Here is a 19510-nt window from a genome sequence, read left to right as displayed (position 1 = left end):
GCACCTGTCGATCGTGTGCAAGAAAAACCGATCTCAGTCGTCGCCCGTGGCACGGGCGGCCGAGCGCTCGCGCAGCTCGTCGGAGATCGCGGGGACGTCGTCGGCCGCGATCTCGCCCTCCGCTTCGAGCTCGTCGAGGCTCATTGGGAATCGTCGGAGGTCGTAGTGGATATCGATGCCGGCCTTGGCTCCCTGACCCATCGCGACGGGGATCTGGTTGTGACCGGGGACGAGATCGCCCACGGCGTAGACACCGTCGGCGGAGGTGTTGCCGTGGTCGTCGACTGCGACGGTGCCGTCGTCGTTGATCTCGCAACCGAGTTCGCGCGCGAGATCGTTGTTGTACTCGGAGCCGTACATTCCGAACCCGCCCATGTACTCGCGGCGCTCGCCGTTCTCAAATTCGAAGCCGCCGAGCCACTCCGGATCGTCCTCGTCGGCGAACTTGCTCTCGACGTCGCTGTCGACGATGTCGACCGGATGGGCGCGCAGCTGGCGGTCGGTCTCCTCGGACCACTCTGGATCGTGCCCGCGCAACAGGAGATCCACATCGTCGGTGAAGTTGAGCATGATCATCGCGACGTGGGCGGCCGACTCGCCGTGGCCCATCACGTAGACCGGCTCGTCGACGAACATGTAGGCATCACAGTGCAGACAGTAGTGCAGGCCGCGTCCAGTACGGGGGAGCGGCGGATCGGGATGGGCGTCCGAAAAGCCGGTCGCGAGCACCACGCGATCGGCGAACAGCTCGGCGTCGTTCGTCGCGAGCCGGAACGCCCGTTCGTCGTCGACCCGCTCGGCATCCGTCACGAACGTCTGGCGGTAGTCCGTGCCGTAGCCTTCGAGCTGTTCGATCGCGGCCTGGAGGAACTCGTTGCCGCTGGTTTCCTCGGTGACACCGATGACGTTGTGCGTATCGCGCATCATCGCGGCACGACCGCCACCTCGATTGAGCACGACCGTATCGTGGCCGAGCCGCGTCGTATACAGTGCTGCGGTCAGACCCGCCGGCCCACCGCCGATAACTGCGACGTCGTAGCCTGCGCTGTCGTCCATATACCTAGTGGTAGGGCCGCGAGACTCATAACGAATGTGGTCGACGCGCACAACACTACCCGGAAACGACCGCGCCAGCGCGGTGAGCAGTCCGATGGCCTATCCGTCTCGGCGTGCAATCCGCGATGAAACGATGGCTCGGGACCCGGAACGGACAGTGACTGGCGCGGGACCGCCCGACGGGGCGACGCGCCGCATCATCGTGAACCCGACGAGCGGTGACGGCGAGCACGGCCCGTCGGTCCGGCGACTGGCCGACCGCCACGGCTACTCGGTCGTCGAAACCACGGCGCAGGGCGACGGGGCGGCGCTCGCACGCGAGGCCATCGCCGACGGCGTGACGGTGCTGGGAGCGTGTGGTGGCGACGGCACCGTCCAGGAGATCGTCCAGGGGCTCGCCGACGCCGACGCGCTCGATACGGTGCGGTTCGGAGTGCTCCCCGCCGGCACGGCGAACATCTTCGCCGGCGATATCGGCGTTCGGAGCATCGAGCACGGTTTCGAACTGCTCGAAGAGGGTGAGGCGCGCGAGATCGACATCGGGTTCGCCGACGACACGCCGTTCGTCAAATCCTGCATCGCCGGCCTGACCGCCGACACGAGCGCGGCGACCACCTCGGACATGAAAGAGCGGTTCGGGCCGCTCGCGTTCGTCATCACGGGCGTCCAGCAGGCGACGACGTTCGAGGGGCTCGCGCTCGATATCGATGCCGTCACCGACGAGGGCGAGCACACCTGGTCGGGCGAGGCGCTCTCGGTGCTCATCGGCAACGCCCGCCGATTCGCGAAGGAGCTCGGCCAGGCGAACGTCGAGGACGGACTGTTCGACGTGACGCTCATCGAGCAGATGCCCCCGAGCGAGGCGGTCGCGGAAGCCATCGCCCAGCAGCTGTTGGGCCGCGACACCGAGCACGTGACACGCCTCGACGCCGAACGCATCGAAATCGAGAGCCGGGCCGACGCGGTGGATTTCAGCCTCGACGGCGAGATCTATCGCCGTGAGCGCCTCACGCTCACCGTGCAACCGGCGGCGCTGTCGGTCTGTGTCGGCCCGGAGTACGACCCCGCGCCGACGGTCTGAGTGCTGTATTGGTTCGATGCGTTCGAGATCGGGTCGGCAGCGATCAGCGCCCGAGCGTGTGGAACTCCTCGTTGGGACGCATATCGGCGAAGTTCGCCAGCCGGTTCGAGAGGTTGTAGTAGGCGGTGACGCTGGCGATATCCCACGCTGCCTTCTCGGAAAAGCCGACCTCGCGCAGGCGCTCGATGTCTGCGGAATCGACCTCGCCGGGCGATTCGGTGAGTGTGACCGCGATGTCGAGCATCGTTCGGTGGGGTTCGGAAAGGTCGGCCGCGCGATGGTTGGCGGCGAGCTGATCGGCGAGATACGGATCGTCGGCGTAGATGCGAAGCAACGCACCGTGGGCGACCGTACAGTAGTAACAGTCGTTGACGCCACTGACGGTGACGATGAGCATCTCGATTTCCTCGCGTTCGAGAGCCGACTGCTCGACGAGGGCGTCGTGGTAGGCGAAAAACGCCCGGAACTGTGCGGGACGGTAGGCAAAGGCCGAAAAGACGTTCGGCGTAAAGCCCGCGTCCTCAGTTTCGGCTTCGATGCGTTCGCGCACGTCTTCTGGGAGATCTTCGACATCGGGCACCGGGAACTCGCCCATCGCGTCGCTCATGATTGATTGGGCGAGAGGTGTGCGCTTAGGTGTTGTGGCGATCGTGGCGATTGTGGCGATCGTGGCGATTGTGGAGGGGCGGGCTACGACCAAGTGTCGAGCCAGCGGTTGAGCACGAAGAGGAGTGCGTAGCCGGCGAGGCCGATGACGAACACCGTCGCAGGGATGACGAACGGGCCGAACGTCCGCACCAACGCTTCGACGAGCGCCGCCACCCCATCCATGTGCGGCGTTCGACCGCCGGCGAGTTAACTTCGCCCCTTTTGGTGAGAGTGCCGACTCAGATCTCGTCTTGCTCGTTGAGCTGTTCGATGACGTCGTCGACGAAGCTCTCGGGGCTCTCGTAGGGGAAATCGCCCCCCGAGAGCTTCGTGTTGAGCTCCATCGCCGTCATCGAGAAGTCGCCCGATTCGAACGTCGTCGACGGCCCGTTGGGCAGGGCCGGCACGAGATCCATCGGACTCGAAATCGGGTAGTCGGCCTCTTCGAACGCGTCGATCATCTGGCTTCTGAGTTCGTCTTCGTCTGCCATAGCCACCGATTGTTCAGCGACTGTCAGTAAAAGCGTTCGGGAACGTCTACTGTGTTTGGCAGGATTGTCGGCCGACTCACTGGAGTATTCGTTCGATCTCGCCCAACGAATCGAGAACGTGATCGGGCGTGATGTCGCTCGTGGCGAGCGTATCGTCATCGGTCGTGCCGGTACGAACGAGGACGGTCTCGAAGCCACCGCGTGCGCCCATCGCGATATCGGTGTCGAGACGGTCGCCAACGACGAGACAGTCCTCGGGGGCGGCGGCAAGGCCCGAGCACGCAGCGGAGAGGGCATGGTCGGATGGTTTGCCCACGATGATATCGGGTTCACGTTCGGCGACGCCCGCGATGGCACGGATAATCGCTCCCGAGCCAGGAACGGCTCCGTTTGCGGTCGGGATCGTTACGTCGGGATCGGTACCGACGAAGGCCGCCCCCGCGTCGAGTGCGCGCAGGCCGTCGGTCATGTCGTCGTACTCGAAATCGCGAGCGTAGGAGGCGACGAGGACGTCGGCGGTCGTGGGCTTGTCGGTCAGCGTGAGGTCGGCGTCGTCGAGCTGGCTGCGCAATCCCGGTGCGCCGACGAGGAAGATCCGGTCGGTGGCGTGTTCGGTTGCGAGATAGTCGACGGTGACGGTGCCCGCGGACTGGATTTCGTCGGGGCGGACGGTGAGGTCCATTGCGGCAAGGCGGTCGGCGAACTCGCCCTGGGAGTTCGTGGGATTGTTCGAGAAAAAACAGAGGTCGTACTCGGCAGTGCGAAGCGCTTGGATGCCCTGGTGAGCACCCGGGATCGGCGCGTCGCCACGATAGACGGTGCCGTCGAGATCGACGATCGCGCCACGAGAGGGCATGGGGACGGTAGGAGTCAGGGTGGGTAAATCCCGTCGATCTCGGGCTGGATGGCAGTGTTCGGATGAAGGCGAGTGGTCCATGTTGTCGGCGGCCCTGAGAGAACTCGGCCGAAGCAGTAGTTCCAGACAGAGACATACACACACGTAGTTCCGCTGGAGATCGATCGCTATACCTGAGGAATCCACAAGCACATACACACTCGTAGTTCCGCTGGAGAGATATCTTGGGCGAAGGATTCAGACACACTGCCCCGACAAATCGGAGAAACAGCAACCGAGAGATGTCGATGCCAATCGCAGGCAGTACAGAGACATCGACAGCCGAGAAGCTATCGCCGATTCCGGTTTGAAGTGTTCACGCCGATGTAATCACAATATCTGCAAGCAACATCTGGTCGAGCTCTTGGGATTCGACTCGGACTGCTCTCTGCTGAGGCGGGATCCACTGACGACTGTCGTCAGCACTCGATTCAGCCGGGTTGTCTCTATTTCAGCTATGAGGCTGTCTGAGGCGGTATACCCGGCGGTAGACGACCGATGCATACACTGCATTCGTGTGTGAGAGTATTGTTCCTGTTAGCGATCTAGTGGGTGGCAGGCGGGTCTCTGACGTGGCTCATGGTGTGGCCGCTGACGACGCCCGACAGTCACGGTTCGTCGATTGGGATTCGACTAGCATCTTTCCATGACGGGAGTGGTCGGTGAGCTCGATGTTGCCTTTGGAGAGTTCCTCAAGGGCGTTGGCGGCACGATAGACCTGCCGCCACGCGAGTCGTTCGTCGGTTGCAGTACATAGGAGTTCCTTGAGGCCGTCTTTCAGCACACGCCCATTCGGTGTCTTTGTCGACCACTCGTGCCAGTGGTCAAAGATGACGACCGCCCGCTCGATGGATGGGGTCACGTTGATGCTCACCTCCTCGGTTTCTAGCCGGGCAACGCGCTCGATCGGAGTGAGTGCAGGACGCTGGGGCGTGCTGTCGCCGTCGGTGCGTTCGCCTTGCGGGGCGGATCGCTCCTCCAGCTCGGAGAGTTGCTCTTCGAGGTCGACGATATCCTCGAGGAGATAGCCGTCTTTGTCCTCGGCGTTCCCGACGCGCTCTTGCAGTCGGTCCTGTCTGTTGCGAAGCTCGTGATTTTCGCGGGCGAGAGCATGGCAGTCCTCACGCTGTCGATCGTGAAGCTCGTCGAGTTCGTCGTGAAGCCGTTCGTTCTCGGCTTCGAGTGTCTCGACGCGGTCGATCAGTTGGGCGATCAGCTCGGACGATGCGTGTTCAGTCGGGTCGGTTGGGGCGGTACCGAAAGCTCTGTCTGATGTCATGAGCGAACTGGAGTCGCGATGTCGGGAGTGAGATCGTCACTCCCAGTCTTGGCGGTGGTTCAGCGAGCGATGCTTAGTGGTATGAAACGACGGAGGCGAGACGGGCTCAGCCGCGAGGGATCGCACGCGAGTGTCCGTCGTGGCTCCGGCACGGCGACAGTACGGTCATCGCTCCGGCAAGCCGGACTACTGGATATCGCAAGCGGCGAGATCTGGCACTCATCGCCGTGGCATCGAACACAGCAGTCATCGACTGACACCTGCCTCGGGACCGTGTTCGACGAGTATTTCGACGTTACACAGCGTGAGATTGTGCGACTGCTGAGCAACATCGGCAGTGAGTGCGAGCCGCGCTTCGGCTAGCCATTCAGAACAGCCACAGGTGGGGTGTTCGATCGAACGACGGTCACAGTCTCGACAGTAGAGGCGCGGGACGGACACGAGCTGCTCACCGGCGCGGCGGTAGGCATAGACAGTGATCGCACTCCCTTCACCGAGGGTGGTCTTACAACGCTGACAGAGCGCCGTTTCACCGACGCCGACGCACCATCCGGTGAGGATCAGTTCGACCGTCTCGATCCCAGCGACAGTCATTCGTCATCGCTCCTGATTGAACCGGAAAGCGTGGTTCGAGCGGTTGTGCTGGTATGGGTGAGTGATCCGGTCCGCCCGCAGTCCTCACACTCGTAGCTCTCGTAGGCCGTGCCGTTCTCAGGGTGAGATTGAGTGGTGATCGTGAGGGCGTACGACCCACACGTACACAGAAGGGTCATCGTCGCTCCTCCTGCTCGTGAGATTCAGCATACGAGACGGCTGTCAGCGCACGCTCCGGACTGTTGTGATGGAGCCAGCGACCGTTCTCGAACGCGCGCTCGATATCGACGTCCCGGTAGTTCGCGGCGGCGAGCTGTGAGCGAACAGCGTCCTCGTTGGAGACATTGAGGACGAACAGCGGAATATCGCCGTCGTAGCGCTTGCCGTGCGGGGTCTCTTCATAGCACTCACAGAAGATTACCGTCGCGCCGGTACAGGCGACTGGCGTCGCAGTATCGAGCGTGAGCGTTCGCTTGGGTTGTTGGTCGGCGGTCGATGCAACTCGTCGGTCGGCAGTTTCAAGACTGCCGTGTGTCTCTATGGACATGGGCTGGTCGATTCGGTACGGACTGCCCACGTGGTCGGTGCTCTGAACACCGGCCACAGATTCTGTGGCGTCGTGGGTGTCCTAGTAGTGTCTGCGAGAGCCGCCTACTTAAGAGTTTACAAAACATAGAGACTGATATAGAGTATTTCTTGTGAAGAGTATAAAACAACGCACACCATATGTTCTTGTAGGTGCACTAGCTATGGCTTCTACAATGGAACCGCGGCTGAACGAGACGGATCGCGCGATCATTCGTGAGATACGTGACAACGGTCGAGCGACAACGACACTGGTCGCAAACGTAGTAGATGTTTCACGTCCTTACGTCTCAGATCGAATTACCCGAATGCGCGAACATGGCTTTCTGACTGAGGTCGCGCCGAATCTCTATGATATTACTGAGAAAGGGCGCAATACACTTGATGAATAGGATATATACATGCTTCCAACGATATAATCGAATATCAGTCACATCTGGTGATAGTGGATTGTATTTGCGTCCTACGATGTGACAGTAATTCTACGAAGATCGAACGAACGGTTCGTACCACTCACATTTCTTTTGATACCAGTCAATGAACTCTCAACGCCGCTACGGATGGATAGGGACACTTTTCCACAATTAATCCTGGTGTTTGAGAAGGCAGAAATTATCATCCTCGTTGGAGACTAGAAAAGTCCCTAACACACTCGATAAACTGGCCTCGTCACTGGAACATCGCGAAGCGTACGGCGAGCGTGAACGGGAGTTGGTCGTTATAAGCGTACATGGAACGATACGGTGGCACAGACGACGGCGGCACAACTAGAAACGTTCCGTGAGAACGATAATTGGCAAGCCACTCGAATCAGTTGAGCGTCTGTGGCTCCAGAATGGCAGATTTAGCCCGTCTGCGGTCGGTTCAATCGTCACTGACGGCCTGTTCTGCAGCATTTGCTTCCGCTGTCGCCGCACCGCCGATAGTCGCGTACGTATCGATCGCTTCGCGATAGGCACTGTATGCATTGACCTGCCTACCGTTGTGACTAAGTCGCTCAGTACCACGCTCCCCGTTGAAGACTGCCCAGTCGGTCTCTTTGTCCTCGTTAAACCAACACCACATATCGACGCCGCGATTCTCGAAGTATGCGAGCGCGTCGCGAATCCACTCTCCTTTGCGCCGCGGATCGTGGCCACCGTTCACCTTCGAGGAAGAGGCGAATTCCGCGACACAGACCGGCTTGTTCGAGAGACCAGAAAGCCGATCGAGCATGCCGCCGTAGATGCTCTCGGGCGAATCCCAGCTCGACCAACTCTTGCTACGACCCCAGTTGTAGCCGTCGAGACCAAGCCAGTCGACGTATCGGTTGCCTGGGAACAGTTGTTCGGCACTGTGGGAGCCAACGTCCTCGGCATTCACACACCACATCCACTGGAGGTCGTCGCCGATGCCCTGCCGGTCGAATCGGTTGTGGACGTGTCGCCACATCTTGACGTAGCTCCGAGGGCTAGAATTGCCGACGGTCGGTGACCATGGATACCAGTCGCCGTTCATTTCGTGAGCGAGTCGGAGATACGCTCGTCGGCCGCTAGATTTCGAGAGGGAATCTCGCAGTCGGCCTGCCCAGCGGTCGATGTATCGGTCGTAGTCACCGTTGCCGATGCGAACTTCGATATTGTTCGGTGTGGTGTCGGCAAGACTCTCGATGTAGGTGTCATATTCGTTTTGCTCAACGAGTGACTGGGTATCGACTGAGGCAGTTCGTGCGCCGGGCGTGTACGGTTCCCACGTGATCAGTGGTGTTCGTCCGGCGTTCCAGATCCTCGGAAGAATATGATCAAATAGCCAGTTCATATGCCCTTTGTTGGGATTCCACGGAACGAACAAGTTCTGGACATCGTAGCCGGTGTTCTGCCACGTTTCCATCTGATCGACGGTGCTAAAATCCGCGTCGGAGAGGCCGCTGTAGATAGCGACAGACGGCGACTCAGTATTCAGTTCTTCACCATTAAGGTGAATCGTGCTATCGTTATCGATATTAATCTTACGCAACTCGCCGGAAAAGGCATAGCTGTCGGTGCCACCCCAGACGTAGCCCGTAGCAGTCGATCCCGATATTTCGGAACTGGAACCGGTCGTTCCACCGTTGGCCGTGCTTTTTGCGAGGTCTCCTGAGACAGAGAATGTATAGTCAGCGCGGGAACCATGACCTTCTATCGAGAGGATGTTATCAAGATATTCGGCAGGATCTATTCTTTTGCCGTTGAGGAAGACTTCAGCGTCGCCACCGAGATTGAATGATTCAATATTGCCAGAGAAGGCATAGCTATCGGTTCCACCCCAGACGTAACCAGTCGCGGTCGATTCCAATACCTTGGTACTGGAGCCGATCGTTCCATCGTTCGCAGTACTCTTTGTGAGTTTACCTGAGACAGAGAACGTATAGTCGGCACGTGAATCCTGACCCTCGATCGAGAGGATATTATCGGAGAACTGCGTGGGATTGATCTTTTGACCGTCAAGATATATCGACGCATCACCGTCAAGGCTGAGAGAGGCGATCTTCCCGGAGAATGCGTAACTGTCGGTGCCACCCCAGACGTAGCCCGTGGCGGTTGATCCCGACACTTCGGAACTGGAGCCGATCGTTCCGTTGTTCGCAGTGCTCTTCGAGAGGTCTTCTGTGACAGAGAGTGTGTAGTCGGCACGTGAGCCTTGACCTTCGATCGAGAAAATATGGTCAGGTCGTCGACCGACATGAGCCGGTTCGTTGTTGAGGGTGACGTTAGCTTTTCCATCGAGATTGAATGATTCAATATCACCGGAAAAGGCGTAGCTATCGGTGCCACCCCAGACGTAGCCCGTGGCGGTCGATCCCGACACATCGGAACTGGAGCCGATCGTTCCGCCATTCGCAGTACTCTTTGTGATTTTACCTGAAATGGAGAACGTATAGTCAGCACGTGAATCCTGACCCTCGATCGAGAGGATGTTACCGGCGTACTGATTGGGATCGGTCCGTTCGCCGTTAATAAAGACATCGGCACCGGTACCGATATCGAGGTTAATGATTTCGCCGGAGAAGGCATAGCTGTCGGTGCCACCCCAGACATACCCCGTGGCGGTCGATCCCGATATTTCGGAACTAGAGCCGATCGTCCCACCGTTCGCAGTGCTCTTTGCGAGATCCCCTGAGACAGTAATACTGTAGTCTGTATGCCGTCCGGACCCGTCGATGCTTATGATATTCTCCGATGAATGTGAAAGTCCACCCACATCTGCTCGACCAGCACCCTGCTCATTACTAGCCAGGCCGCTGTCGACTGCGTTGTCCTTGAGATAGGTACGGAGCTGTCCAGTTGAGTAATCACGTTGGGACAGCACTAACGCTGAAATTCCTGCGACAACCGGTGTTGCCATCGATGTGCCAGAGAGCGTCGCATAGTCGTTATCAGTCCACGTCGAAAGGAGGTTCGTTCCCGGCGCAGCGAGTTCAACTTGAGAGCCTGTATTCGAGTAGGACGCAAGGCTACCATCAGGATCAAGTGCTGAGACAGCGATACATTCGTCGTAGGCCGCTGGATAGCTAACTGGACCTCTGTAGTCGTTACCCGCGGCAGCGACGAGCAGCACGCCTTTCTCGTGGGCATAGGTAACAGCCTTTTGCAGCGTCGCAGAATTTCCACTACCACTGAGTGAGAGGTTAATGATGTCCGCACCGTTGTCCGCAGCCCACTGGATTCCGTCGGCAATATCGGAGGAGTATCCTGATCCAGTTTCATTGAGTGCACGAACACTGAGCAACGTCGCGTTACTGACGCCCGCGATGCCAGTAGCGTTGTCGGTCCCAGCGGCCGCAATACCCGCAACGTGGGTGCCGTGATGTTCGTCCGCAAGTACCTCGGGATACGGATCACCGCTATTATTGACGAAATCCCGGCCAACGTTGCTCGCAATGTTATCCTCAAGATCCGGGTGGTCGTACTTAACTCCTTGATCAACGACAGCAATTGTGACGTCAGCATCGCCGAGGGTTGTGTCCCACGCATCAGGTGCATTTACTGTCTTTGATGCGTACTGATCACCGAAGCGAGGATCGTTCGGAACAAGGGCCGCCTCGTAAATCACGTTTGGTTCGGCGTACTCAACGCCTGGCCGACTAGCAACTCTGCTAGTGGTTCGGGACTTTGAGGCCACAGATGCCTGTTCCGGTAGTTCAGCCCGCACATAGCCAAGAGTGGTGTTTTGGCTGATGATTCGAGCCCCGGTTGGTAGCGCGCGTTTGGCTGTCCGAGCGGAGTTCGCCGTCGGGTTGATTCCGATAAGCAATTCATTCTGTTTACCGTTTGACGGCAAAGCGGTAGCTTTGATCGTTGACGCCCCGCCAAGCAAACCAAAGAAACCTGCTGTCTTCAAGAATCGCCGTCTATCGAAAGACAGATCATCATCCATAAGTGGTACTGAGCATATAATGGAATAAATCTTTATGTTGATAGTGTTATCTTTTCAGATGTGATATATTATGTATTCATATGGCATTTCGAATGTCAATGTTGTTGGTGCTTGGGTAGACGAACACTTATCGTGTGTATTTTACGTAGTGCCAATCACACTATTATAAACACGTTCGTAGTCAGCTACCATTCGCTTGGCTGTATAGTGAGACTGTGCGACCGTCTCAGCGTGTGCACTCATTGCCTTGCGACGTTTGGGATCAGCGACAAGTTTCTCAACTCGATCAACGAACGCCTCCTGGTTGCCAGATGGAATCACAAACCCGGTTTCGCCGTCGGTAACTGCTTCCGCTATTCCGCCAACGTCGTAGGCGACGACCGGAACACCGGCGTGGAGGCATTCGAGCACGGTGATCGGGAATCCCTCAAACCGAGATGGCATGAGAAATACATCGAAATCTTCGAGGAGTTCGCGTGCGCGCATATAAAATCCGAGAAAATGAACGTCGATATTATGCTCATCAGCGTATCGTTCGCATTTCTCAGCAAGTGGTCCATCGCCGATCATGACGAGTTCTATCTCGTGACCTCGTTGCTGGAGTTCGCTACCGATTCGAAGTATTTCGATCGGGTTTTTCGCTGGATCAAGCCTCGCTATCGCACCGATAACGAGCGAATCCGGTTCGATATCAGCCTCTTCGGAGAGAGTTAGACGGTTCTGTGGACTCGAAAGCGATGGAATTCCGTTGTGAATGACGGTCGTTTCTGTATGTTCTACGATGCCACGACTTCGTCCTTCGACGAGATCGTTTTCCGCAACACAGACGACAGCATCCGTGATTCGTGCGAGCGCACGTTCGCCGTACGCGATGACTGGCGCGGCGCGATCGTAGCCCGTGTTGTAGAATCCCCAGCCATGAACGGTGAAAATGGTTGGTGTCCCTGTGAGTCTCGCGGCGAGCCGTCCCAGCAATCCAGCCTTCGTACTGTGACAGTGAACGAGATCGAACGATTCGCGCCGGAACAGACGGTACAGATCGGCGAACGCACGTGTGTCGGCCACTGGATCTGGTGGGCTTTGCAGTGACGGCTGCTCAAACACGGGAACGTTCTCCTGTTGGAGTTCGTCGATCAATCTGCCACCGGTACCGCAAGCGACTGCCGTATTTGCCTCGGTGCGGGTTGCGAGAAGTTTGACGACGAGCGGCGCACCACCCCAATCGGAGCGGGTGATAACTTGGAGAATATTCGCATCCGCGAGAGATGAGCTGTGGCTATCAGACATGCTATGTTCTGTAGCCCAAATCTCGAAGGTTCTGCTCGATCTGTTCGATATCGAAATCGTCCGTCGTCTCCGTCGGTTGTTCGGCGATGATGTCCCTCCGTTCGCCGTTCTGATAGATATGCCAGGGGACTTTGACCAAGCTGTCAACATAGACGCCTTCGGGATGGCGATAGAGTGTCACCGGGATCGGTCGCTCGCGGTCGCCGAGGAGCTCGCCGTGATCAGCGGTCACAACGGTTTTCCCGAGAAGATCATCGAGGAGTGGTTCGATTTCTTCCAGAACGATATCGAGGTTTTCGCGGTAGGCTTGCATCACGTCCGCGTGGGTCACATCGGTTTCTCGGATCGTATCACCGAAGCGTCCGTCGATGAAATGCTTCGCAGTGTGGTCGAACCGCTCCGCGGTCGGGCCGAGAAACGGGTGATGCGGCTGCATGAAATGGACGACGAGGCGTTTGTCAGGATATTCTTCCGCAGCCTTACGTGCAGCATCGGCGACTGTCTCTGGGTGTGATGTTCGTCCGTCGAACAAGTCGCGGTCAACGAAATCGAGGGCATGGATCTCCGCGTCGATGTCGTCTTTGGTCTTCGCATACCAATCGTTGGCGGTCACGTAGACGACATCGTGCAGACGCTTTCCGCCAAAGTTTCCTCGGACAAACTCCGGGCTCGTACTTCCGCGCGATATGCGGTGCTCAGTGGTACCGGGAAGATTCGAACGGCGAGTGAATTCGTCGTAGCGGCAGGCGTCGAGGATGAGGAGGTTATCCCAGTCCTCCTCAAAGACGTCAGTTCCCGCGGGATTGTAGGCTTGTCCTGCTCGCCAATGGTTGTACAGCTGGTTCAGCTCGGATGCAACTTCACGAGGATGTTGGAGGCCATGGACGAGATCATCGAATCTGTAAGGAAATCTTTTCCGGAGACCAGCAATCGCTTTGGAGACGCTCATTGTCGGTTATCGTTCCGGTCGGTACACCGGTTCTACCTATAAGAGTTGCTGAACGTATTCTCAAGGAATTGTGTAGCAACAGACGGCGCTATTTAGTTAAGTCATCTTTGTCGCAATACGGTCATTATGTGCTGTGAGTAGCGAACGAAATCACGGAATCCAGCGACAGGTGAAGATATGTTCAGCTCTGTAAAAAGGATAGTCACTGTGTTGTATGTTCGGTTCGTATTTTTTGCTGCCTATCGATTCAGGATCCGGAACAGCCGATCAGAATGTTTTTTGACGGAGTGGAACAAGGCAGTTGCGTGCGCCATTCGCTTGCGGCTGCCTCTGCACTCATCCTGACCTCCTCAATAACGGTCATTCCGGAGATACCTCAAACAACGTCATATATTATATTTTCACTCGTATTTATTATTGTATTCGTGTATGCTCTGTGGACTCGCAGCAATCTCGCGATAACGGCTCGACCGGGAATCCTTATCGGAACTGCCACGGTATGGTTTGCACTCTTCGTTGGACTCGTCCGCTCACCGACGGTCGGCGGAATATTACGTGTTGGTGCGTTCATTGTTTTCAGTGGTGCTACGATGTTCGTTCTCCCATCGATAATTCCACGACGGACTGCTTACCGCTCGCTAGTGGTAATTGCAGCTGGATTTGGAGCGTTTGGTATTATCACAGCAATCATCGGTCCTGTTGGTCCACTAGGAATTTATCGCCGAGTATCGATTATCGACATCAGTTATGGTGTCCCACTCTCATTGTTCAAGAATCCAAATATACTCGCAAATGTTGCCCTTCTTGGAACACTTGCAGCTGGCGGGATCGTATTCAATCATCAATCGGAGAATACAGCATCAAATCGTGGTGCAGCCGCCATTCTCGGAATTATTTGTGCTATCGTGGTCGTCATCTCGGGATCACGAGCAGCGCTTCTCGCACTGTTAGCAGGTGGTGGAGTGCTTGTTGTTGCACATAGAACCAATCCACAGATAACGGCAATTGCTACACTCGGCGGGTTAGTTGCTATCGTAGCAGTTATTGTTGTTGCAGCCACCATCAATGTTGATTTTAGTGGTCGGTTTGAACTCTGGGCGGCGGCCCTCAGAGCCACCATCGAACGCCCGGCATTTGGATGGGGGCCAGGTGCTAGTGCAGACGTTCTCAAGTCGTTTCTGTCGCCCGAATCACAATATTCTGGCTTCAGTACCCACAACAGCTATATCCGGATGTTTTTCATGGGAGGAATTGTCGGGGGTGTCGGCTACCTCTTCTTGAGTATGAGTGCGCTACGTGTTGCACTGAGGGCATCCGATCCAACAACTCTCGCCCTCGTAGTCGCGGCGCTCGTGTTCTTTGTATTTGAAACGGGGACAATATTTGGTCTTGCACCGATATCGTTTGCCAGTGCACTCGCGATTGGATACGCGCAACAGGATGAAAATGCGATTATATTGCGGTTTAGATCATCCGAAGCGTGGCGATGGGGTATCATACGAATATTTACCTGACCATTTCAACAATGAATCCCGTATTGGTTAGACACAGTACACTCAAACTCAGGCATCTCGTGTGTTCTCCCAATGCCTGGTGTCTGCACCGTCTCTGTGAGGTGATCGCTACAATCTCACTGTACTCTTACTGCTGTTCCAAAGGCAGTGGTTTCTGGCACCAGTATACACTAACCCAAATCGTGATAGAAGTCCAGCCACGGATTGTATAGATAGTTCAAAGACTATATTCCACCATCAGAAAAAACACAATCACATCCATGCAATCCACTCGATCAGGCCCTCTTCCAGAGTTTGTTCTCCTTGCAGTCGCGGCGCTCGCCCGGCTCCTTGGCGTTGGTCTCGCGACTTTCGATATCAACCCCTATGCACTGAACGATGCTCCGAGAATAGCTAGCCACGCCAGCCACACTGCGATGACAATTCTGGCAGGTAATCCACAAACAGGGCTGTTGTTCTCACCGCCGCTGGATATTCTCGGCGGCATCGTTAATGTGTATAACTTTTGGGGGCTAGTACTCTCACCGGCCTATCTGTTGTGGGGGCCAAGTGATGTCTATGCCCGCATCAGCCTCGCGGCTCTCGGTGTCCTTGCTGTTTGGAACGTTTTTACTCTGGGTCGGTTCCTTCGTTCTCGGTGGGTAGGGCTTCTTGCCGCGGTCCCAATAGCTGTATACCCGAGTTTCGTCCTCGTCGAATCAACGGTTTTGCGTGAAAGTGCAGTGTTATTTCTGCTGACGAGCGTCGTCCGTCTTGCCATCGGTCCTTCGTCACTCTCGCAAGCGCGCCGTATCGCCCTCTGTGGGGCAGGACTTATCATGTTGCCACTCCTGCGATGGGAACTATGGATACTTGAGGCACTCGCGATCAGCGCTGCCGCGGTAGTCTATCTCGATGCAAGGACGGACGGGGATGTACGTGATCGGCTCCACACTCATTGGGTCGGAACAAGTGCTCTTTCTATAGCTTTCCTCTATGGAATATGGCAGGTGTCCAAACGGGCTGCCCGCTATTTGTCATTCCTCCATTCCGAACGTGCAGTTGGTCGAACCGCTTACCTCGCTAGCGTGACGTTTCGGCAACCACTCCGGATGTTCGCATTCGCACCTGTCGCAGTGGTCTACTTTCTGTTTACTCCATTCCCATGGATGGTTGGTACAGCCGCCGATGTAGTGGTTGCAGCCGAAGCTCTCGGAAATGTTGCATTCACCGTCGCCGCTGTGCGTGGTATCCGCTCACTACTCGCTCACCAATTGGATTGGCGGGTATCTACAGGCTGGGTAGCACTCGGAGTCTGGGTGATTACCGGAAGCATCCTATTTGGCCTTGGTACTGCAAATGTCGGAACAGCTGTACGTCATCGCCAGATGTTCATTTGGGTAGTCTATCTGTTCGGTGCTGTTGGCATTGTGGAATGGTTCTCTTCATATTTACTCGATTCGAAAGTTTTATATTAACGAATGCGTATGCATTCAGCAATACAGCGACTATCACCATTTCACTACCTGAGTTTTAATTAGTATATTGGTTTTTCTCACTATTCTCATAAGATTGTAGTAATTTTTCATAGAGTTGTAGATAAGATGATACAGTTTGTCCGATGTCGAAATTGTTGAGAACATGGTCGTAACCTTGGCGTCCAAACGCAGATCGCTTCGATTCTGATCGAAATTCAATCATCGCCTCAGCAAGATCTTCCGGCGAACCAGCCGGAACAAGCAAACCAGTCTCATTATTATCGACCACTTCACGCGGGCCAGGGATATTGGTGGCAACGATAGGAAGTTTAGCAGCCATTGCCTCTAATAGAACAATACCAAATGATTCGCGCTCTGACGGGAAAACAAACACATCTGCTGCGGCATAATACGGTTCCACGCTCGGGACTCGACCAGTTATATGCACGCTTCCTTCTAGACCGCACCTGCGTACGAGTTCCCGAAGTTCGTCTTCAAGCGGTCCCCAGCCAATTACGAGCAATGTAGCGTCAGGGATTTTTTCAGTGACGCGTTTCATCGCTCGAATAAGAACGTCCTGACGTTTTGGGGAAACATATCTCCCAGCAGTCATGAATATTGGCCCTTGGCCAATCTCCCACTCATCGTATACTAACGTATTGTTAGATTGTTCTAAATATTCTGAGAAATTGTCCACACCAATCCCATTGTGAATCGTACACCAACCATCGCCATGATCCGGGTAGAGATGCGATTCCCCGGTGAAATCTCGTTCAACGCTGCGAGAAACAGCTACAGTCATCGTATCAAGAGGTCGCGTCACTCGTTCAAGGGTACGTGTAACAGGATGGTACTTATTACGAAAGTCATGCTGAGTGCTTACTACTGTTGTCTGACCACCAAGCCGTCCGAATATTCGTCCAAGAGTCTGTGAATAGGGAAGGTGAGTATGCAATATGTCGAATTCCTCGCGCTGAAAGAAGCGAGCCAGTCGCCACATCGCTCGTGGATCGAACTTGAATTTCGCCTCGAAGTCGACGACGCGGGCACCCGTGTTCTCGAACTCCGGAACAAGCGTGTCCTCTCCTTCAAGGAAGCAAACAGTGTAATCGATATCAGCGTCAGCATCGGTATGGGTAACGATATCAAGCAGTAGCGTTTCTGCACCAGCTGGCCCGAGTCCGTTGATCAGAAAGCACACTTTCATTGGTGAGTGCGACACGGGCGTATCTGCTCGAATCGCGTCCAAAAGGATATCGTTTCGGTCCCCAACGTTGAGCGGATTTTTATAACTCTCCGCGCTCGCAGCTCAGTCGCATGTCGCATCGAACCGATCACAAATGGTTTTGCAGCGGCTTTCGATCGGCTGCTGGAGATATTCGTCACGCACTACTTGACGTTCCGTCGCAAACGTATCCACTTCAGCCACTTCGTTCAGATGCTCTAACAATTCATCGAAATCAGTGGCCACTGGACCGGGCGTGACTCGCTCGTAATCAAGGAAAAAATCACGCTCTTGCCGATATTCTTCGAGATCGAACGGATAGAACACGATCGGCTTATCGAGCAGAAGATAATCGAAATAGATCGATGAATAGTCTGTGAGCAGTGCGTCAGTGTATTTCAACAGCGGATAGATATCGATTGTCGACGGGAGCGTGGTGATTCTCGATAGCTTCGTACTATCGACGTCGAATTCATCGTGAGGATGTAGCTTGACGATCAGATATGCGTCGATTTCGGCCAGCAGTGCGTTGAGCTCCAGCAGACTAAGATGGTCTTCGATACGTTCGCCGGTTTCAGTGTGATAGGTAGGAACATAGAGGAACATTGTTCCGTCTTCCGATAGTTGTCGGCACTGCTCGTACACCTTGGTTTCGGCCGCGAGACTGTGGCCTGGAACGATGTCTTCCAGAAAATCATTTCTCGGATAGCCAGTCGTGAGAATCCGATCTGTAGGCTGTCGGCGACCCGCTGCAAACGGTTCAACCATCGCCTCACTCGTCACCACGAACCAATCGCACCGTTTGAATAGTCTGTATATGGGCCAGTCAAACAGTTTCCCGAATAGTGGACCGGTCGTGGTGTTACTATCCCATCGGACTTTCTTCAAGCCGACCCCATGCCACAAGTTGACAACCGTTGCACCACCGAAACACCATCGGTTCGTGTCCGCCACGCCGTCGCTGACGAAGACAAACCCTGCCCTGAGATTGAGGTAAATTCCACGCAGGGAATCCGTGTGGTACGCCTCGTATCCTGCTGCTTGCAGCTCCTCGATAACGGTCTCGTTTTTCGAAAGCCAGACTGGGCGAATGTGTTCGCGCTCCGCAGCCGTGTAGAGGTACAGATATTTCGAGTTGTCGACGAACGCTGTCCCGCCTTTCGCACCGAACACCCACAGCGACTCGTCTCTCGGCCAGAGATACGAAAGTACGAACAGCCCGCCAAGCAGCGCGTATTTCACGCCGTCGAACAGGCGCTCGATCACTCCTCGTAGCGTTACCACTGTTCTCTGGCGTGTTCCAGATCGTCGGGGGTGTCGATCTCGGCCCACGACTCGTCGATACGAACGAACCCGACATCCGCATCGTCGAACAGGCGATCGAACGCTGCCTCGTACCAGTCGTTGACGGCATCACGCTCGATGAACTCCTCAATGTGTTCGAACAACGTCGTTGCGTGCTCGGCGGTGAACTTTGCAACACCGATGTACTCGCCGTCGCCATCGATCTCCTTGCTGATGTCGCTAATTGTGTCCAATCCGAACGCGACCTGCATCTCTTCGTCGTCGAGTTCCTTTTCTGTGTCGACGAGCAGCGCGCTCCCCGATGTGTCCTGTAGTTCGGAGAGGCTGGCTGCTGAGAAGATGGTATCTGAATTGATAAGAGTGAACCCGTCAAGAGCGTATTCCTTCGCGAGCCAGAGCGAGTAGATGTTGTTGGTCGAAGCGAACTGGTCGTTGTGAACGAACTCGACATCGAGCTCTTCACGCGGCTGGCAGTGGGTCTCGATTTGTTCGTTACCGAAGCCCGTGACCACCACTACTCGCTCGTAGCCCGTCGTTTCGAGCGCTTGAAGGATGTGTTCGAGGATCGCGTGTTCGCCGACATTCAGTAGCGTTTTCGGTGTCTCGTCAGTAAGCGGACGGAGTCGTTTGCCCTGTCCGGCTGCAAGGACGATAGCTTGGCGTCGACCGTTCATAGGCCACCTGCATGAGCCGGATACATGAATTGGACGGTTTCAGAATAACCGGCCAACGAATTCAGTTGAGCTCGC

18 protein-coding genes are annotated in these 19510 nt (G+C 55.8%); 4 read left to right on the top strand and 14 right to left on the bottom strand.

The window, feature by feature from the left end; all coding sequences use genetic code 11:
• Window positions 1-33 precede the first annotated feature (33 nt).
• Window positions 34-1056, bottom strand: coding sequence for an NAD(P)/FAD-dependent oxidoreductase (locus tag NO363_RS01555; protein WP_256686361.1), 1023 nt, complete (start codon window positions 1054-1056; stop codon window positions 34-36).
• Between the two features lie 133 nt (window positions 1057-1189).
• On the opposite strand from NO363_RS01555, the gene NO363_RS01550 reads away from it, so the two are divergent.
• A complete protein-coding gene (locus NO363_RS01550) occupies window positions 1190-2137 on the top strand; it encodes a diacylglycerol/lipid kinase family protein (RefSeq protein WP_256686360.1) in 948 nt (315 codons plus the stop codon).
• A gap of 43 nt (window positions 2138-2180) precedes the next feature.
• On the opposite strand, the gene NO363_RS01545 is transcribed toward NO363_RS01550, so the two are convergent.
• The 7 genes from NO363_RS01545 to NO363_RS01515 all read right to left on the bottom strand — a co-directional run bounded on the left by NO363_RS01545 (window position 2181) and on the right by NO363_RS01515 (window position 6591).
• Window positions 2181-2744: a peroxidase-related enzyme gene (locus tag NO363_RS01545; protein WP_256686359.1), complete on the bottom strand. Its 564-nt coding sequence runs from the start codon at window positions 2742-2744 to the stop codon at window positions 2181-2183.
• A gap of 83 nt (window positions 2745-2827) precedes the next feature.
• Window positions 2828-2968: a hypothetical protein gene (locus NO363_RS01540; RefSeq protein WP_256686358.1), complete on the bottom strand. Its 141-nt coding sequence runs from the start codon at window positions 2966-2968 to the stop codon at window positions 2828-2830.
• A gap of 56 nt (window positions 2969-3024) precedes the next feature.
• Window positions 3025-3276 (bottom strand): MTH865 family protein, encoded by a 252-nt coding sequence (locus NO363_RS01535; protein WP_256686356.1) that lies wholly within the window; start codon window positions 3274-3276, stop codon window positions 3025-3027.
• A gap of 76 nt (window positions 3277-3352) precedes the next feature.
• A complete protein-coding gene (locus NO363_RS01530) occupies window positions 3353-4132 on the bottom strand; it encodes an HAD-IIA family hydrolase (protein WP_256686354.1) in 780 nt (259 codons plus the stop codon).
• 616 nt (window positions 4133-4748) lie between these two features.
• Complete coding sequence (locus NO363_RS01525) at window positions 4749-5450, bottom strand: cell division protein ZapB (RefSeq protein ID WP_256686353.1); 702 nt, start codon at window positions 5448-5450, stop codon at window positions 4749-4751.
• Between the two features lie 246 nt (window positions 5451-5696).
• Entirely contained in the window at window positions 5697-6044 is a 348-nt protein-coding gene (locus NO363_RS01520; protein WP_256686342.1) for a DUF8112 family protein, read from the bottom strand.
• A gap of 175 nt (window positions 6045-6219) precedes the next feature.
• Complete coding sequence (locus NO363_RS01515) at window positions 6220-6591, bottom strand: hypothetical protein (protein ID WP_256686340.1); 372 nt, start codon at window positions 6589-6591, stop codon at window positions 6220-6222.
• Between the two features lie 202 nt (window positions 6592-6793).
• Between NO363_RS01515 and NO363_RS14145 the strand changes: the two genes are divergently transcribed.
• Window positions 6794-7021 (top strand): winged helix-turn-helix transcriptional regulator, encoded by a 228-nt coding sequence (locus tag NO363_RS14145; protein ID WP_370525576.1) that lies wholly within the window; start codon window positions 6794-6796, stop codon window positions 7019-7021.
• 472 nt (window positions 7022-7493) lie between these two features.
• Here NO363_RS14145 and NO363_RS01510 read toward each other — a convergent pair whose 3' ends face one another.
• The 3 genes from NO363_RS01510 to NO363_RS01500 all read right to left on the bottom strand — a co-directional run bounded on the left by NO363_RS01510 (window position 7494) and on the right by NO363_RS01500 (window position 13260).
• Window positions 7494-11024 (bottom strand): S8 family serine peptidase, encoded by a 3531-nt coding sequence (locus NO363_RS01510; RefSeq protein ID WP_256686338.1) that lies wholly within the window; start codon window positions 11022-11024, stop codon window positions 7494-7496.
• A gap of 141 nt (window positions 11025-11165) precedes the next feature.
• Window positions 11166-12311, bottom strand: coding sequence for a glycosyltransferase family 4 protein (locus tag NO363_RS01505; protein WP_256686337.1), 1146 nt, complete (start codon window positions 12309-12311; stop codon window positions 11166-11168).
• 1 nt (window position 12312) lies between these two features.
• Window positions 12313-13260: an alkaline phosphatase family protein gene (locus NO363_RS01500; protein WP_256686336.1), complete on the bottom strand. Its 948-nt coding sequence runs from the start codon at window positions 13258-13260 to the stop codon at window positions 12313-12315.
• A 305-nt stretch (window positions 13261-13565) separates the two neighbouring features.
• Here NO363_RS01500 and NO363_RS01495 point away from each other — a divergent pair, with 305 nt between their 5' ends.
• On the top strand, window positions 13566-14774 hold the full coding sequence (locus tag NO363_RS01495) for an O-antigen ligase family protein (protein WP_256686335.1): 1209 nt from the start codon (window positions 13566-13568) through the stop codon (window positions 14772-14774).
• Between the two features lie 416 nt (window positions 14775-15190).
• Window positions 15191-16231: a hypothetical protein gene (locus tag NO363_RS01490; RefSeq protein WP_256686334.1), complete on the top strand. Its 1041-nt coding sequence runs from the start codon at window positions 15191-15193 to the stop codon at window positions 16229-16231.
• A 55-nt stretch (window positions 16232-16286) separates the two neighbouring features.
• On the opposite strand, the gene NO363_RS01485 is transcribed toward NO363_RS01490, so the two are convergent.
• The 3 genes from NO363_RS01485 to NO363_RS01475 all read right to left on the bottom strand — a co-directional run bounded on the left by NO363_RS01485 (window position 16287) and on the right by NO363_RS01475 (window position 19435).
• Window positions 16287-17453, bottom strand: coding sequence for a glycosyltransferase (locus NO363_RS01485; protein WP_256686333.1), 1167 nt, complete (start codon window positions 17451-17453; stop codon window positions 16287-16289).
• 87 nt (window positions 17454-17540) lie between these two features.
• Window positions 17541-18722, bottom strand: coding sequence for a CDP-glycerol glycerophosphotransferase family protein (locus tag NO363_RS01480; protein WP_256686331.1), 1182 nt, complete (start codon window positions 18720-18722; stop codon window positions 17541-17543).
• A gap of 11 nt (window positions 18723-18733) precedes the next feature.
• Window positions 18734-19435 (bottom strand): phosphocholine cytidylyltransferase family protein, encoded by a 702-nt coding sequence (locus NO363_RS01475; RefSeq protein WP_256686329.1) that lies wholly within the window; start codon window positions 19433-19435, stop codon window positions 18734-18736.
• Between the last annotated feature and the right edge of the window lie 75 nt (window positions 19436-19510).

This window comes from Halococcus qingdaonensis, assembly GCF_024508235.1.
Lineage (GTDB): Archaea > Halobacteriota > Halobacteria > Halobacteriales > Halococcaceae > Halococcus > Halococcus qingdaonensis.
The sequence above is the reverse complement of the archived record's forward strand: the minus strand, read 5'-3'. Positions and strand labels throughout refer to the sequence as shown.

Coding starts and splice junctions, on each gene's coding strand:
- NO363_RS01555 (WP_256686361.1), bottom strand. CDS start 1,056: ATGGACGACAGCGCAGGCTACGACGTCGCAGTTATCGGCGGTGGGCCG.
- NO363_RS01550 (WP_256686360.1), top strand. CDS start 1,190: ATGGCTCGGGACCCGGAACGGACAGTGACTGGCGCGGGACCGCCCGAC.
- NO363_RS01545 (WP_256686359.1), bottom strand. CDS start 2,744: ATGAGCGACGCGATGGGCGAGTTCCCGGTGCCCGATGTCGAAGATCTC.
- NO363_RS01540 (WP_256686358.1), bottom strand. CDS start 2,968: ATGGATGGGGTGGCGGCGCTCGTCGAAGCGTTGGTGCGGACGTTCGGC.
- NO363_RS01535 (WP_256686356.1), bottom strand. CDS start 3,276: ATGGCAGACGAAGACGAACTCAGAAGCCAGATGATCGACGCGTTCGAA.
- NO363_RS01530 (WP_256686354.1), bottom strand. CDS start 4,132: ATGCCCTCTCGTGGCGCGATCGTCGATCTCGACGGCACCGTCTATCGT.
- NO363_RS01525 (WP_256686353.1), bottom strand. CDS start 5,450: ATGACATCAGACAGAGCTTTCGGTACCGCCCCAACCGACCCGACTGAA.
- NO363_RS01520 (WP_256686342.1), bottom strand. CDS start 6,044: ATGACTGTCGCTGGGATCGAGACGGTCGAACTGATCCTCACCGGATGG.
- NO363_RS01515 (WP_256686340.1), bottom strand. CDS start 6,591: ATGTCCATAGAGACACACGGCAGTCTTGAAACTGCCGACCGACGAGTT.
- NO363_RS14145 (WP_370525576.1), top strand. CDS start 6,794: ATGGCTTCTACAATGGAACCGCGGCTGAACGAGACGGATCGCGCGATC.
- NO363_RS01510 (WP_256686338.1), bottom strand. CDS start 11,024: ATGGATGATGATCTGTCTTTCGATAGACGGCGATTCTTGAAGACAGCA.
- NO363_RS01505 (WP_256686337.1), bottom strand. CDS start 12,311: ATGTCTGATAGCCACAGCTCATCTCTCGCGGATGCGAATATTCTCCAA.
- NO363_RS01500 (WP_256686336.1), bottom strand. CDS start 13,260: ATGAGCGTCTCCAAAGCGATTGCTGGTCTCCGGAAAAGATTTCCTTAC.
- NO363_RS01490 (WP_256686334.1), top strand. CDS start 15,191: ATGACAATTCTGGCAGGTAATCCACAAACAGGGCTGTTGTTCTCACCG.
- NO363_RS01475 (WP_256686329.1), bottom strand. CDS start 19,435: ATGAACGGTCGACGCCAAGCTATCGTCCTTGCAGCCGGACAGGGCAAA.